13 protein-coding genes and 1 tRNA gene are annotated in these 16,239 nt (G+C 23.9%); 5 read left to right on the forward strand and 9 right to left on the reverse strand.

The genetic code is table 11. The features are described 5' to 3' along the window. Positions 1–45 precede the first annotated feature (45 nt). The 8 genes from D9V61_RS02875 to pgi all read right to left on the reverse strand — a co-directional run bounded on the left by D9V61_RS02875 (position 46) and on the right by pgi (position 11,378). Positions 46–1,338, reverse strand: a complete 1,293-nt coding sequence (locus D9V61_RS02875; protein WP_158339719.1) for an adenylosuccinate synthase — start codon at positions 1,336–1,338, stop codon at positions 46–48. 53 nt (positions 1,339–1,391) lie between these two features. Then, positions 1,392–2,321, reverse strand: a complete 930-nt coding sequence (gene hflC / locus D9V61_RS02880) for a protease modulator HflC (protein WP_158339720.1) — start codon at positions 2,319–2,321, stop codon at positions 1,392–1,394. 2 nt (positions 2,322–2,323) lie between these two features. After that, positions 2,324–3,544, reverse strand: coding sequence for an FtsH protease activity modulator HflK (gene hflK, locus D9V61_RS02885; RefSeq protein WP_158339721.1), 1,221 nt, complete (start codon positions 3,542–3,544; stop codon positions 2,324–2,326). A gap of 157 nt (positions 3,545–3,701) precedes the next feature. Next, complete coding sequence (gene miaA / locus D9V61_RS02890) at positions 3,702–4,598, reverse strand: tRNA (adenosine(37)-N6)-dimethylallyltransferase MiaA (protein ID WP_158339722.1); 897 nt, start codon at positions 4,596–4,598, stop codon at positions 3,702–3,704. 37 nt (positions 4,599–4,635) lie between these two features. Next, positions 4,636–6,387 (reverse strand): DNA mismatch repair endonuclease MutL, encoded by a 1,752-nt coding sequence (gene mutL / locus D9V61_RS02895; protein WP_158339723.1) that lies wholly within the window; start codon positions 6,385–6,387, stop codon positions 4,636–4,638. 93 nt (positions 6,388–6,480) lie between these two features. After that, the gene (locus D9V61_RS02900; RefSeq protein ID WP_158339724.1) at positions 6,481–7,644 is read right to left on the reverse strand and encodes a mannitol-1-phosphate 5-dehydrogenase; all 1,164 of its coding nucleotides are present in this window, start codon (positions 7,642–7,644) and stop codon (positions 6,481–6,483) included. Positions 7,645–7,685: 41 nt separating this feature from the next. Then, positions 7,686–9,584 carry a PTS mannitol transporter subunit IICBA gene (locus tag D9V61_RS02905; protein ID WP_158339725.1) on the reverse strand — a complete coding sequence of 633 codons (1,899 nt, stop codon included), beginning with the start codon at positions 9,582–9,584 and terminating at the stop codon, positions 7,686–7,688. Positions 9,585–9,728: 144 nt separating this feature from the next. Further along, positions 9,729–11,378, reverse strand: a complete 1,650-nt coding sequence (gene pgi / locus D9V61_RS02910; RefSeq protein WP_158339726.1) for a glucose-6-phosphate isomerase — start codon at positions 11,376–11,378, stop codon at positions 9,729–9,731. Between the two features lie 259 nt (positions 11,379–11,637). On the opposite strand from pgi, the gene orn reads away from it, so the two are divergent. From orn to D9V61_RS02925, 3 genes are all read left to right on the forward strand, one after another. After that, positions 11,638–12,186 carry an oligoribonuclease gene (gene orn, locus D9V61_RS02915; RefSeq protein ID WP_158339727.1) on the forward strand — a complete coding sequence of 183 codons (549 nt, stop codon included), beginning with the start codon at positions 11,638–11,640 and terminating at the stop codon, positions 12,184–12,186. Between the two features lie 95 nt (positions 12,187–12,281). Then, positions 12,282–12,357: transfer RNA gene (locus D9V61_RS02920), tRNA-Gly, on the forward strand. A 343-nt stretch (positions 12,358–12,700) separates the two neighbouring features. Beyond that, positions 12,701–13,405 carry an N-acetylmuramoyl-L-alanine amidase gene (locus tag D9V61_RS02925; RefSeq protein ID WP_158339728.1) on the forward strand — a complete coding sequence of 235 codons (705 nt, stop codon included), beginning with the start codon at positions 12,701–12,703 and terminating at the stop codon, positions 13,403–13,405. A gap of 92 nt (positions 13,406–13,497) precedes the next feature. On the opposite strand, the gene rpmE is transcribed toward D9V61_RS02925, so the two are convergent. Further along, positions 13,498–13,716, reverse strand: a complete 219-nt coding sequence (rpmE, locus tag D9V61_RS02930; protein ID WP_014499704.1) for a 50S ribosomal protein L31 — start codon at positions 13,714–13,716, stop codon at positions 13,498–13,500. A 533-nt stretch (positions 13,717–14,249) separates the two neighbouring features. Here rpmE and hslV point away from each other — a divergent pair. Together hslV and hslU are read left to right on the forward strand one after the other, a co-directional pair. Continuing rightward, positions 14,250–14,780, forward strand: a complete 531-nt coding sequence (gene hslV, locus D9V61_RS02935; RefSeq protein ID WP_158339729.1) for an ATP-dependent protease subunit HslV — start codon at positions 14,250–14,252, stop codon at positions 14,778–14,780. A gap of 11 nt (positions 14,781–14,791) precedes the next feature. After that, positions 14,792–16,123, forward strand: coding sequence for an HslU--HslV peptidase ATPase subunit (hslU, locus tag D9V61_RS02940; protein WP_158339730.1), 1,332 nt, complete (start codon positions 14,792–14,794; stop codon positions 16,121–16,123). Positions 16,124–16,239: the final 116 nt, after the last annotated feature.

Raw genomic sequence — 16,239 nt, forward strand, 5'->3', positions numbered from 1 at the left:
AAATGGAAATTGATGTTTAATTTTTAATATTAAAAAAATTTATTTTTAATAAAAAATATCTCTAACTAAAATAATATCAGAACGATCGGGACCAGTAGAAATAATATCAATAGGAATTTGTGTTATTTCTTCTATGCGATTTATGTAATTACGTGCTTCATAAGGTAAGTCTTTTATTTTTTTAATTCCTAGAGTTTTTCTAGTCCATCCAGGATAAGTTTCATATATTGGTATTATATTTTCCCATTCATTTATATCAGGATATGAAATAATTTCTGCAGTATGGATATTTTTATAAGCTATACAAACTTTTATTTCGTTTAATCCATCTAATACATCTAATTTTGTTAAACATAACCCCGATAAAGAATTAATGTATACTGATCGACATAAAGATACTGTATCCAACCAACCAGTACGTCTTTTTCTGCCAGTTGTCGAACCAAATTCGTGTCCTTTATTTGAAAAATGTTTATCTATATTATCAAATAATTCAGTAGGAAAAGGACCATAACCAACTCGTGTAGAATATGCTTTCGTTACACCAAGTATATAATCTAAATTCTTAGGACCTACTCCTGTACCTGTAATAACTCCCCCAATAGTACTATTAGAAGAAGTTACATACGGATATGTACCATGATCAATATCTAAAAAACTACCTTGAGCTCCTTCAAAAACTATTTTTTTCTTATCTTTAATAGCTTTTTGTAAAATACTCGTAGTATCTTTTATCATATCATAAATTATATCTATTGTTGGAAGTAAATCTCTTAAAATAATTTTGTAATCAACTGGTTTATGTTTATAAAAAGATACTAATTGATGATTATAATAACTAACTATTTTTTCTAAACGCATTGATAAAGTTTTTTCATCTTTTAAATCCCCAATACGTAAAGCTCGTCGTGCAATTTTATCTTCATATGCTGGCCCAATACCTCTTCCTGTTGTACCTAATGCACTGATTCCTAATTTTTTCTCACGTGCTATATCCATTTCAATATGATATTGTAAAATTAAAGGAGAAGAATTAGAAATAAATAAACGTTTATTAACAGAAATATTATGAGTTTCTAACATTTTTATTTCTTTTATTAATTCTGAAGGAGAAACTACTACACCATTAGAAATTATTCCAATAATATTATCATGTAATAATCCTGATGGAATTAAATGAAGAATAATCTTTTTTCCATCAACAACTAAAGTATGACCCGCGTTATGTCCTCCTTGATATCGTACTACATATGAACTATCTGAACTTAAACAATCTACTATCTTTCCTTTACCTTCATCACCCCATTGTGTTCCTAATATTACAATATTTTTATTCATTTCTTTATAATGCCTATTTTATCAAATATTTTTAATTATTAAATTTAAAATTATTAATTTTTAATTTGAATCATTTTATTCATATATTGAAAAAATTCACTATCTGAATCAATTAATATAATATTGCCATCATTTTTAAAACTATTTTCATATGCTCGTAAGCTACGAATAAAAAAATAAAAATCTGGTTCTTTACTAAAATTTTCTGCAAATAACTTTGTTACTTCAGCTTCTCCTTGACCTTTAATTATTAAAGCTTCTTTTTGTGCTTCTGATAATATTATAGATACTTTATAATCTGCTGTCGCACGTAATTTTTCAGCTTTCTCTTGTCCTTGAGAACGTTGACTTCTAGCCACCGCTTCTCTTTCAGCTCTCATCCGATTATATATAGCATCAGAAACTTCAATAGGTAAATTAATTTGTTTAATACGAACATCTACTACATGAATACCTAATGCATTCATACTATTAACATTAATTAAAGAATTTTTTTCTAAGTTAATACTTCCTTTATTTAATGAATTTAAAACATCAGTTGTCAATCTTCCTCTTGAATCAGTAACAATTTCCTTAACGTTAAGACAACCTATTTCAGAACGTAATCGATCACTAAATTTTCTTTTTAGTAATAATTCAGCCTGAAAAATATCTCCTCCTCCAGTTGCAAGGTAGTAACGACTGAAATCATTAATACGCCATTTTATATAAGAATCAACAATAAGATCTTTTTTTTCTTTAGTAACAAAACGATCTGCTTGATTGTCCATAGTATGAATTCGTCCATCTAACATTTTAACTGTTTCTAAAAATGGTAATTTAAAATGTAGTCCAGGACTATATACTACTGTTTTTTTTTCATTATTGCGTAAAACTTTACCAAATTGTAAAACAATACCACGTTCGCCTTCTTTAACAATAAAGAAGGAAGAAGATAATAAAAGCAATAAAATACTTGATAGGAAAATAACAGCTTTATTCATGTTCATTCTCTCTCTATATTTTTAAAATCACTTCGAATAGAATTAATACGACGTTTTTCTAAAATATTGTTAGGAGATAATGAAGAAAAATAATTAATATTTTTTTCTTTTTTATTAAGAGAAGAATTATTTTTATTAGATTTAATATTATTCTTGATATTTTTATCAAGTGATCCTATATTAGAAAAAAATTTATTCAAAGATAAAAATAATACTGAATTGCTTTTCTTATCAATAAAGATTTTTTTATTTTTACTCAATAATCTTTCCATAGATTCTATATAAAGACGTTGTAAAGTTATTTTTTTAGCTATTCTATATTGGGGTAAAATTTTAGAAAAACGAGCAACTTCTCCTTGAGCTTCTAGAATTATACGTGAAGAATATGCCCGTGCTTCTTCTAAAATTCTTTGCGCTTTACCATTAGCTTTAGGCTGTACTTCATTTGAATAAGCTTCAGCTTCACGTACATATTGTTCACGATTTTCACGTGCTGCAATTGCATCATCAAAAGCAGCTTTTACTTCTTCAGGAGGTCTAGCTGTTTGAAAATTAACATCTAATATTGCAATTCCCATTTTATATGGTTTAATTGTTTCTTCAATTTCTTTTTGAGTATCACTTCGAACTAAAGTTCGACCTTCTGTTAGCACTCGATCCATAGTTGAATGTCCAATAACACCTCTTAATGCACTATCTGTTGCTTGACGTAAACTATCATCTGGATAACACACAGAAAAAAGATAATCAGCAGGATTAGTTATTTTATATTGTACATTCATTTCAACACGTACTACATTTTCATCTGAAGTTAACATTACACCAGAAGTTGCTAATTCACGTACTGTTTCAACATTTACAGCTCTAACTTCATTAAAAAAAACAGGTCTCCAATTTAATCCTGGTTGAACTAAATGACTAAACCTACCAAAACTAGTAACTACACCACGTTCAGCTTCTTTAATAGTATAAAAACCACTGGCACACCAAATAAAAAAACTTATTATAATTATGATTATAAAGGGATGAATTATTTTTTTGGATGAACTTGAGGGATTAGTTTTTTTAGTAATAATATTTTTAAGACTATATAAAAAATTTTTTACATCTGATACAGCAGTTTTTTTTTCATGTTTATTATCTGAACAGTTTTTATTATTACTGTTCTCGTTCCCCCATGGATCAAATTCAGGTTTATTATCATTTGGTTTATTCCAAACCATCTTATGCCTCATTTATTAGTTTTTTCTAGAATAAATTCTTAAAAAAATGTAAACAATTAAATTTTTTTAATGATAAGATATTATTAAAATGATACATTTTCTATTCTTTAAGAATAAAAATATATTTTTTAAAAATTATTAAATTTATATAGATAATTCATTTTTTTTGAAGAATATTTAATATTTTTTGCACTGAAATATTAGGAATAGAATTATATAATATTTTATTAAGATTTTTCCATTTTTTTAGCCATGTTAATTGATGTTTAGCAAGTTTTCTCGTAGCATATATTATTTTGTTAAACATTTCTTCATAACTATTTTTATACTCCAGATATTCCCACATTTGACGATATCCTATACATCGAATAGATGGTAAATTGATATGTAAATCTCCTCTTAAAAAAAGAATTTCTACTTCTTTTTGAAAACCTAAAACTAACATTTTTTTTACACGAAGTTTAATTTTATTGTTTAACCATTCTTTATTTGGAGGCATAATTGCAAATTGAAAAATATTATATGGTAATTTATAGTTATTTTTTATTTTTATTTCTGTTAAACTTTTTCCAGAAATATAAAAAATTTCTAAAGCTCTAAGTAATCTTTGAAAATCATTTTTATGAATTCGACTAGCAGAAATAGGATCGATTGCCTCTAATCTTTTATGTAAAAAATATTTTTCATTATTATTTTTTAATAAAAATTCACGAATTTTAATATTAGATGGTGGTAAAACAGACAATCCGTGTAGTAAAACATTATAATAAAACATTGTTCCACCAACAAGACAAGGTATTTTATCTAATTTAATGATATTATCAATTTCTTTTAAAACATCTCTTTGAAATTCTGCAGCTGAATAATTTTCAATTGGATCTTTAATATTTAATAAACGATGAGGATGATTACATAAATCAGAAACACTTGGCTTATCTGTTCCAATATCCATTCCACGATAAATTAATGCTGAATCTACACTGATTAATTCTATTGGCAAATATTTTCTAAGACAAATAGCAAGTTTACTTTTTCCACATGCAGTGGGTCCCATTAAAAAAATAACAATAGGTTTTTTTTTTTATAAAATTTCATATTTTTAAAGTACATAATGCTGCATTAATATTTATTTTTTGTAACAATTTTGATGGAGGATTCATTAATAATAAAGGACAATAATATTCTATTTCTAAAAGTACTGCAATTCCATTAGCACAAGTCCAATTTTTTAATTCTATAAAAACATTAATATAAAACCAGTTTAATATTTCTGAAATTAAGACTTGTTTTTTAAGAAATAAAAATGCGAAAAATTCTGATATTATTAAATGAAAATTTCGATCTTTTAAAAAAATAGGAATAGCTGATAAAATAACATAATTTTTTTTAAAAATTAAATGAAATCCAATTTTTAATAATATTTCTTTATGATTAGATAAAATAAAATATTCTTGAGATTTAAGATTAATTTTAATATGACTTGAAAAATATTCAGGTATGATTTTTTTTTTAATATTATTTTTTAGTTTTTGTTTTCTAACTATGCCCTTAGCTAAAGGGAAAGAAATTAATGAAAAATTATTAGATTTGTAAATTAAACCATAATATTTACGTACAATAACTAATAATTTTCCAATAGAACATTGATATTTTTCTAAATAAGTATTTGAAATAAAATTATTACGCTTTTTTTTTATATTTATATTTTTAGAAATATTCTTGTTAAAAAAGAATAAAGATATGAACGTTAAAAAAATAGGATCAAAAAAATATAAATCAGACATTTTTTTTTTGTACACGTTATTTTTTGTGTTACGCAAAGAGTCATTGAATAAATATTTTTTTTCAATTTTTTTTAAATTATATAAAATAGTTTCATAAATAAATGTATAAACTATATCAGGTTTATGAAATTTAATTTCATTTTTAGTAGGATGAATATTAATATCAATATTATCAGATGAGATTTTTAAATACAAAATAAATGATATATTTTTTTTTCCTGATATTTTATAATAAGCAGAACGAACAGCACTAATAAAAATATTATTATAAATATATCGATTATTAACGTAACAATATTGGATACTTTTTGATTCTTTAAAATCATATGGATGTGATATCCATCCAAAAAAAAACATGTTATATTTTTTTTCTTTTATTTCTATAAATTGATTTACATCAATTGTTTTAAATATATCTTTAAATCTATTAATTTTTTTATTTTTACTATTTATAGAATTATATTGTATAATTAATTTTTTATTATGTTTAAGAGAGAAACTTATATAAAAACAAGATAAAGCTATTTTTTTCACTACTTCACAAATCTTCAAAAATTCTAATTTTTGATTTTTTAAAAATTTAAGACGAACAGGCATATTATAAAATAAGTTTTCTACTATAACAGTAGTGCCTTGAGGATGTGCTATTGGTTGTACAGTAATATGATTATTGGAAAATCCTTCTAAGTACAGCTTCCAAGCAATATCATTAAACTGAGTACAAGAAATTAAAGTTAGCCTTGAAACAGCTCTAATACTAGCTAAAGCTTCTCCTCGAAAACCAAATGTAGTAAGCGCATATAAATCTGATAAAGAATTAATTTTACTAGTAGCATGATGACATACTGCAAGAAACAACTCTTCTTTATGAATACCACAACCATTATCTCTCAAAACAATAGATTGAAATCCATTTTTTTCTATTAAAATATCAATATTAGTTGCACCAGCATCTATACTATTCTCTATAATTTCTTTAATAACTGAAGCTGGACGTTCAATAACTTCTCCAGCAGAAATTTGACTTGATAAATCAGACGATAATTTACGAATTGGCATTATTTATTCTCTAAATTCATTTAAAATGTTATTTATGAAAGATAAAATAATATCATTTTAAATTTTTATAAAAAATAAAATTTTTTTTAATCGTTATAATTTATTTAATTTTTTTATAATTGAATTATATTCTAAAATAATAGAATCTACTTCTTTACTATTTATAGGTAAATGACAAATTTCAATTAAAGTTTTTTTAAAACCCTGTTTTCTTATTAAAGATGCAATCTTGGTTGATTCTAAATCATTTAAATTTTGATAATGAAATGCTGCAGCAATACCTTTTACTAAATTAGAATAAGGCAATTGATACTTAATAGCACCTAAAAGAGGTTTTATCAAACGTTCTTCTTTTCCTAATTTTTGAAAGGGATTTCTCGCTATCCGTTCGAGTCTATCTGATAAAAAAGGATTTTCAAAACGTAAAAAAATTTTTTTAATATAAGCTAAATGATCATTTTTATTAAAATTATAACGTTTTATTAATACTAACCCGCTTTCTTTCATAGCACATTTTACAATAATACGTATTTCTTTATCTGATATAGCTTCATGCATAGTTTGATATTTTTTAATTAAACCCAAATAAGCTGCTATAGCATGTCCGGTATTTAATGTAAGTAGTTTTCTTTCTATAAAAGCATTTAAGTTATTACTTACTTTCATATCAATGATTTTTGGTATTGTTCCTTTAAATTGAGCAAGATCAACAATCCATTCTTTAAAATTTTCAACAATCAAAAATAAACTATCTTTATCGTTAACTAAAGGTATAATTGTATCAATACTACAATCTATAAAACCAACATATTTATTTAAATAATTATGATATTGTATAGGTAATTTTTTCAGAACTTCTTTTTTTAAAAAAGAACTTGCTTTTATTTTATTTTCACAAGCGATGATATTGAGTATTTTTACAGATTTGTTTTGAATTTTTAATATTATTCCACGTATAATAATTGAAGCAATTTTATCTAGTGCACTAGAACCTACTGCAGTTGTGATTAAATCAACTGAATCAATTATTTTGATAATATTTGGATTATTAGAATTTATAGCACTTATGTTTGTAACATTGATAATTTTTTCTTGATTTGTACCTATTATTTTAACAGAATATTTTTTATCACGATTAATAGCATCGACTATATCTTGATTAACATCAGCAAAAATAACATTAAAACCAGATTCTGATAATGTTTTTCCAATAAAACCGCGCCCGATATTTCCAGCTCCAAAATGTAATGATTTCATAAGAAAATCCAATGAAATTATTGTGAAAATTAGTAAAAAAATTAAATTTTCTCAACAGTTAAAAGAGATAACGCTTCTGTTACACTAGTAGTATTAGATAATCTTTTAATTACATCTTTATCATCTAATGCATTAGTAATATTACTTACTACCATAATGTGTTCATTATTTTTAGCTGCAACTCCAATTACAAGATAAGCAATATCGTCTATATCTTCTCCAAAATGCACACCTTGTGGAAATTGACAAAAAACTATTCCAGTTTTTAATACAGAATCTTTTGATTCAATGGTACCATGTGGTAATGCTATTGATTCACCTAACCAAGTAGAAGCTATTTTTTCTCTTTCTAACATTGAATGAATATAATCAGATTTAACATAACCTTGTTGTACTAAATTATTACCAACAATATTAATTGCTTCTTCTTTATTATTTGCATGCTGATTAAGTATAATATTTTTTTCACTTAACTGAAATAAATCATGTGATTTTTTTTTATTATCTGTATTGAAAGAATTAACGTGATTTTTATCTAAATAAATTACATTTTCTATTAATTTTTTTACTAAATTATCATAAAAACTATGATTAAGAAAGTTTTTTAAAGATATATGTTTAGAATATGGTGCGTATTTTTGAGCCCGATATGTTAAATTCTGATGCGTAATTACTAAGTCTGCATTTTTAGGTAACATACTAATTGCCATATTTGAAACAGAAATATGAGTTAAATTAGCATTTTTAATTTTTTTACGAAGAATACTTGCACCCATTGCACTAGATCCCATTCCAGCATCACAAGCAACGATAATCGTTTTAACTTCAGTAAATTGAAAAACATCAGAACTATCTTTTAATGTTTTTAAATTTACACATTCTTTATATTTATTTGTAATTTTTTGATCATCTTTGTTAATTTTATCAAAATCAAATTTTAATAATATAGCAGCACTTATAAAAGAAATTATAAAAGAGCAAAAAATAGAAATAATATTAGCAAAATAGAGACTTTTAGGAGTCATAGCTAAAATAGATAAAATAGAACCTGGTGATGCTGCTGAAATTAAACCACCATGTAATAAAACAAGTGCAAAAATACCACTCATACCACCTAAAACTAAAGAAATAATTAGTTTTGGTTTAATTAAAACGTAAGGAAAATAAATCTCATGGACTCCACCTAAAAATTCAATTATTGCGGCTGCTCCAGAAGATTTAGATAATTCACCTTTTCCGAAAAAAAACCATGCGATTAATACACCAAGTCCTGGACCTGGATTAGATTCAATTAAAAAAAATATAGAACTATTTTTATCTAATACATCTTGAATACCTAAAGGAGAAAAAATTCCATGATTAATAACGTTATTTAAAAAAAATATTTTAGCTGGCTCTATAATTATAGAAGTAAGAGGCAATAAATTATAAGATACAATAATTTTTATCAATTCGCCTAAAACATGTGAAAACCATTGAATAAATGGACCAATTGTAGAAAATGAAATTATTGCTAATAATATCCCAAATATAGCAAGCGAAAAATTATTCACTAGCATTTCAAAACCATTTTTTATTCTATTTTCTATTTTTTTATCAAAATATTTTATAATCCATCCAGATAAAGGTCCTACAATCATCGCACCTAATAACATTGGTATATTAGTACTAGTAATCAATCCTATAGTACTTATACTACCAATCAATCCTCCTCTAGAATTTGCAATTAAACTTCCTCCAGTATATGCAATTAAAATAGGTAAAAGATAAAAAATAATAGGTGATATTAATTGTTCTAAAATTTTATTAGGTTGCCATCCTAATGGCATAAATAAAGCAGTCATCATTCCCCATGCAATAAAAATACTTATATTAGGCATTATCATATTACTTAAAAATCGACCAAAATTTTGTATTTTTAATTTAATTAATATCAACATAATCATCACTCATTTGCTTAAAAAAACCAGTATTTTAAATAATTTTGAATTAATTAATTAATAATTAAATTATTAATTCAACTCTCTAAAATAAATACTTAACTGATATATAGATAAAATTTAAAAAATTTAGAAAAAATATTTTTAAATCATAAAAGATTTATAAAAATTAATAAGACCTTCAGTTGAAGAATCATAATATTTATTTTTGATATTATGTTTTATATCATTATAAATATAATGAGATAGTTCTTTTCCTATTTCAACACCCCATTGATCAAAACTAAAAATATTTAATATATAACCTTGAACAAAAATTTTATGTTCATATAAAGAAATTAATGCTCCTAAATTATAAGGAGTAATTTTCCGAATTAAAATCGAATTAGTAGGTTGGTTTCCTTCACATATTTTAAAAGGTAAAATTTTATTTATATCATTCTTATTTTTTTTAGACAATATTAATTCATCTAAAATAACATCTCTAGATTTACCAAAAGCTAGTGCTTGTGTTTGAGCAAAAAAATTAGATACTAGTTTAATATGATGATCATCTAAATCATTATGTGAAAAAATTGGAGCAATAAAATCACAGGGAATTAATTTCGTTCCTTGATGTATTAATTGATAAAATGCATGTTGACCATTAGTACCAGGTTCACCCCATATAATAGGACCAGTTTGATAATCTATTTTCTCACCATTTCTATTAATTGATTTACCATTAGATTCCATATTAGACTGTTGAAAATATGCAGAAAAACGATGCATATATTGATCATATGGAAATATTGCTTCTGTTTCAGAATTAAAAAAATTAGCATACCAAATACTAATTAAAGCTAATAATATTGGAATATTTTTATTATAATCAGAATTATAAAAGTGATTATCCATAGTATGAGCGCCATCTAAAAATTTCTCAAAATTATTAAATCCGATAGATAATATGATAGATAATCCTACTGAAGACCATAATGAAAAACGTCCACCTACCCAATCCCAAAATTTAAAAATATTATTAATATGAATTCCAAAATTTAAAGCATTTTTTACATTAGCTGATAAAGCAAAAAAGTGCTTATCTAAAGTATTTTTGTTTTTTGAATAATTTATAAACCATTTTTTTGCACTATATGCATTAGTTATAGTTTCATCTGTTGTAAATGTTTTAGAAGCAATTAAAAAAATAGTTTTTTCAGGGTTTATTTTTTTTAAAACTTCAGTTAAATGAGTACCATCTATATTCGAAACATAGTGTATATTTAAATGATTTTTATATGGACGTAATGCTTCATTCACCATATATGGTCCTAAATCAGATCCACCAATACCAATATTTACAACGTCAGAAATAGGTTTTCCTGTGTAACCTTTCCATTGTCCATTAATAACAATATCTGAAAAATATTTCATCTTTTCTAGTAAAGTATTAATTTCTAACATAATATTGCGATTATCTATCATAATAGGACGATTAGTTCTATTACGTAGTGCTATATGCAATACAGAACGATCTTCTGTTTGATTTATTTTAGCACCAGAAAACATTAATTTTATTGCAGATCTTACATCAGTTTCTTCAGCTAATTTTAATAAATATATTAAAGTATCATCATTAATACGATTTTTTGAAAAATCAATTAAAATTTCATTTTCAAATAAAATCGAAAATTTTTTAAACCGATTTGAATCAGATGAAAAAAGATCTTTTAGGTGAATGTTTTTTATTTTTTGAAAATGATTTTTTAAATCTTTATAAGATTTAGTATTATTCAAATTTATATTTTTCATTAAATAATTTATCTCTCTTAAAATGTAGAAACATATTTTATATTTAGATAAGTAATTTTTATATTTAAAAATATAAACAAGATTTTAAATTATTCTAAAATAATATATTTATAATTTAAAATATTGATATATAATTAAAATCTATATTAAAAAAAGTTAGTATAAAAATAATAATTTTCTAACTCAATAATTCTATTATTTTCTTATTTAAAATCAAATTTAATATTAAAATTTAGAATATTTAATAATCTATAAAAATATGAAAATTAACAAAAAAAATTTAATTTGGATAGATTTAGAAATGACTGGACTTAATCCTATAATACATCGTATTATTGAAATTGCGACATTAATTACAGATACTAACTTAAATATAATTGCAGAAGGTCCCGTAATTCCTATATACCAAAAAAAAGAACAAATTTTACTTATGGATAAGTGGAACACTACTGTTCATAAAAAAAATGGACTAATAAAACGTGTTGAAAAGAGTTCATATAATGAAAAAAAAGCAGAATTTGAAACTATACTTTTTTTAAAAAAATGGGTGCCTATTCAATCATCTCCAATCTGTGGAAATAGCATTGCACAAGATCGAAGATTTTTATTTCAATATATGCCAAAATTAGAGAATTATTTTCATTATCGACATATAGATGTCAGTACTCTTAAAGAATTAGCTTGCCGTTGGCATCCATTAATGTTCAATAAATTCAAAAAAAATAATGATCATAAAGCATTAGAAGATATTCGTGAATCTGTAAGAGAATTAAATTTTTATAAAAAAAATTTTTTAAAATTTAAATAAAAAATAATTTTTTATAAAAGAAAGCTTGAAAAATTTATTTTATATATATAAAATAAATTTTTATCTAAATTATTAAAATTTACATATATATTATTGCGGGAATAGCTCAGTTGGTAGAGCACAACCTTGCCAAGGTTGGGGTCACGAGTTCAAGTCTCGTTTCCCGCTCCAATTTTATCATCTGATCATATTAATTAATATAATTAAATGATTACAAAAAAAAACATTGATTTTAACATTCAAAAAACTATTTTTACGAATTAAGAAAGATAATAAAACATATAAAAATACAAAATTAAGGAAAATTTATGATTTTCTCTTTTTATAAATGGATAGTATTTTTTATCTTTTTAATCACATTTCAAATTAAAGCTAATAATAAAAATAATATTTCCTTAAAAAGAAACTATTCCAAAAAAATAGATAATTTTTTTTTAAAAAAATAAAATATACAAAAAAGAATTATGAAGTTAAAAAAGAACTATCTAAAAATTACAAAAATAATAATAAAAATATAAATGCATCAAAAAAAATCATAATAGTAATAGATGCTGGACATGGAGGACACGATCCCGGAGCAATTGGAATAAAGGGATTACAAGAAAAAAAAATAAATATTGAAATTGCACTTCGACTTAAAAAATTACTAAATCATGATAGTATGTTTTATACAATTCTAACTCGTAATAATGATTCATATATTTCATTAAGAACAAGAAAAGAATTTCTCAAAAAAAATCACGTAAATTTATTAATATCTATTCACGCTGATTCTTCTAGAAAACAATATGTATCAGGAGCATCTGTTTGGATAATTTCAAAAACTAGAATAAATCGTGAAATTGATAATTACTTGAAAAAAAAAACAACGATTCTTTTTTCTGAACAAATTGAACACATTTTAAATGAAAATAAAAATGATGTTTTTTTAAAAAAAACTATTCTGGATTTACAATTTAATAATTTTCAAAAAATAGAATTAGATTTATCTAAAAAAATATTAGAACAACTTAAAAAAAATACAAAATTAAATAAAAAATATCCAAATTATGCTAGTTTAGGTATATTAAGTGTTATTAACACACCTTCCATATTAATAGAAACAGGTTTTATTACAAATTTTTCAGAACAAAAAAAATTAAGAACTGCTGATTATCAAAATAAAATTGCTAATTCTATTTATTTAGCTCTGAAGCATTATTTTAATAATTCATTTTAATTTTTTTAACATATTAAAAATATTTTTATTAAGCATCTAAATATATAATTCAAGATGCTTAAATTTTAAAAATTTTAATTCAAAAAATGATTTTAATTTAATTCTTTCTTTGTAAATTTAAAACGCTTTTTAAATCTTTCAACACGGCCTCCAGTATCAATAACTCTTTGTTTTCCTGTATAAAATGGATGACATTTTGCACATATATCTAAATTTAAATTATGATTAATAGTAGAAAAAACTTCAATTATGTTCCCACAAGAACAAGTAGCTGTTATCTTAGAATAACAAGGATGAATTTTTTTTTTCATATAAAGAATTCCTAAATTAATTTGAAACATCTATGTCTATTATACGAGTATTAATATATTAATACTAAAAAAATTATCAATTTTATTTATAAAAAATAATATGCAGAAAATATATGTATTATAATAAAAAAAAATCAATTCTATATATTTTAAAAAAAAAAATAATAAAAAAAATAAATTCATATATATATATTTAGCTTTAATATCTATATTTATTTTTTTTGTTTATTTGAATATAAATTCAAAAAAATTTCCTCAAATAAAAAATGAAAATTTTATAAAAAACACACAAAAAGATGAGGTATTACCTCCTAAGCCAAAAGAAAAATGGAAATATATTAAAAAACTAAAAAATTTATAAATACATATTTTTTAAAATCAATTACGAATAATTATTAACGTTTCATGACACTAAATCAATTATTTAAAAAAATATTTTAAAAAAATAACTAATTAAACCTTATAAAAAAATTTTTTCATACTAACAAAAAATACATAAAAAATAAAAATATTATTTTAAAGAGGCTTTTCTTGTGACTACAATATTGAGCGTAAGATTAAAAAATAAAGTAGTAATTGGAGGTGATGGACAAGCAACTTTAGGTAACACAATTATGAAAAGTAATGTAAAAAAGATTAGATCTTTATATCATGAAAAAGTAATTGCTGGTTTTGCAGGAGGAACCGCAGATGCGTTTACTCTATTTGAAATGTTTGAAAAAAAATTAGCTATGTATCAAGGTCAATTACAACGTGCAGCTATTGAATTAGCAAAAGATTGGCGATCTGATAGAATGTTACGAAAACTTGAAGCTTTATTAGCAGTTGCTGATAAAGAAACTTCTTTAATAATTACAGGAAATGGAGATGTAATACAACCTGAAGATGATTTAATAGCTATAGGATCAGGGGGTTCTTATGCTCAATCTTCTGCTCGAGCATTAATAGATAACACTGATTTAGATGCAAATCAAATTGTAGAAAAATCATTAAATATTGCTGCTAATATTTGTATATATACAAATCACACTTTTACTATAAAAGAACTATTTTCAGAAAAATAAGGATTATCTCTATGTCTGAAATGACTCCTCCTCAAATTGTTTCTGAACTTGATAAATTTATTATTGGTCAAGAAAAAGCAAAACGAGCTGTGTCTATTGCATTAAGAAATCGTTGGCGTCGTATGCAGTTAAATAGTGAACTTCGTCATGAAATTACACCTAAAAATATTTTAATGATTGGTCCGACAGGAGTAGGAAAAACAGAAATAGCAAGACGATTAGCTAAATTAGCAAATTCTCCTTTTATTAAAGTAGAAGCAACTAAATTTACTGAAGTCGGATATGTTGGAAAAGAAGTAGATTCTATTATTCGTGATTTAACTGATGCTGCGATAAAAATGATCCGAATTAGAAACATTGAAAAAAATAAAATTCGAGTAGAAGAAATAGTAGAAGAAAAAATTTTAGATGTTCTTGTTCCTAGACCTAAGAAAAATTGGACAGAAAGTGAAAAAAATGAAAGTCTTTCCAAAACTATTCAAATATTTCGAAAAAAATTACGAGAAGGTGTTTTAGATGAAAAAGAAATAGAAATTAATGTATTAGCAACTACTATGGGTGTTGAAATTATGGCACCTCCAGGTATGGAAGAATTAACTAGTCAATTACAATCTTTATTTCAAAATTTAAGTGGACATAAAAAAAACAACAGACGTCTTAAAATTAAAGATGCTATTATACTATTAACAGAAGAAGAAGCAGCTAAATTAATTAATCAAGAAGAAATTAAAAAAGAAGCTATTAATGCAGTTGAACAACATGGTATAGTTTTTATTGATGAAATTGATAAAATATGTAAACGAGGTGATTCTTCTGGTCCAGATATTTCTCGAGAAGGTGTTCAAAGAGATTTACTTCCATTAGTTGAAGGATGTACTGTCTCTACTAAATATGGCATGGTTAAAACAGATCATATTTTATTTATTGCATCTGGAGCATTTCAAACATCTACACCATCTGATTTAATTCCTGAATTACAAGGACGTCTTCCAATTAAAGTTGAACTACAAGCACTTACTATTGATGATTTTGAAAAAATCTTAACAGAACCTACAGCATCTATTACTGCACAATATAAAGCACTTATGAAAACAGAAGGTGTTTGTATCAATTTTACTAAAGAGGGAATACGTAATATTGCAGAAGCTGCCTGGAAAGTTAATGAATCTATGGAGAATATTGGAGCTCGCCGATTGCATACTATATTAGAAAAATTAATGGAAGATATATCTTTTAATGCTAGCGATAATAAGGGTAATACAATTGAAATTAATTCGAATTACGTAGGAGAGCATTTAGATCAATTAATATCTAATGAAGATCTTAGTCGTTTTATATTGTAATTTATATTTAAAATATTTATCCATTATTGTTTCTTATAAAATAGATTAATATTTTTTATATTATTAAAAAGAAATTTAAATTAATTTAAAATGGCCATTGAAAAAATAAAATAAGA

The sequence above is a fragment of the Buchnera aphidicola (Acyrthosiphon lactucae) genome, assembly GCF_005083565.1.
GTDB classification, from domain to species: domain Bacteria; phylum Pseudomonadota; class Gammaproteobacteria; order Enterobacterales; family Enterobacteriaceae; genus Buchnera; species Buchnera aphidicola_AH.

What these genes read in the sequence shown, in the direction of transcription:
- D9V61_RS02875 (WP_158339719.1), bottom strand. Translation starts at nt 1,338, where the DNA reads ATGAATAAAAATATTGTAATATTAGGAACACAATGGGGTGATGAAGGT.
- hflC (WP_158339720.1), bottom strand. Translation starts at nt 2,321, where the DNA reads ATGAATAAAGCTGTTATTTTCCTATCAAGTATTTTATTGCTTTTATTA.
- hflK (WP_158339721.1), bottom strand. Translation starts at nt 3,544, where the DNA reads ATGGTTTGGAATAAACCAAATGATAATAAACCTGAATTTGATCCATGG.
- miaA (WP_158339722.1), bottom strand. Translation starts at nt 4,598, where the DNA reads ATGGGACCCACTGCATGTGGAAAAAGTAAACTTGCTATTTGTCTTAGA.
- mutL (WP_158339723.1), bottom strand. Translation starts at nt 6,387, where the DNA reads ATGCCAATTCGTAAATTATCGTCTGATTTATCAAGTCAAATTTCTGCT.
- D9V61_RS02900 (WP_158339724.1), bottom strand. Translation starts at nt 7,644, where the DNA reads ATGAAATCATTACATTTTGGAGCTGGAAATATCGGGCGCGGTTTTATT.
- D9V61_RS02905 (WP_158339725.1), bottom strand. Translation starts at nt 9,584, where the DNA reads ATGTTGATATTAATTAAATTAAAAATACAAAATTTTGGTCGATTTTTA.
- pgi (WP_158339726.1), bottom strand. Translation starts at nt 11,378, where the DNA reads ATGAAAAATATAAATTTGAATAATACTAAATCTTATAAAGATTTAAAA.
- orn (WP_158339727.1), top strand. Translation starts at nt 11,638, where the DNA reads ATGAAAATTAACAAAAAAAATTTAATTTGGATAGATTTAGAAATGACT.
- rpmE (WP_014499704.1), bottom strand. Translation starts at nt 13,716, where the DNA reads ATGAAAAAAAAAATTCATCCTTGTTATTCTAAGATAACAGCTACTTGT.
- hslU (WP_158339730.1), top strand. Translation starts at nt 14,792, where the DNA reads ATGTCTGAAATGACTCCTCCTCAAATTGTTTCTGAACTTGATAAATTT.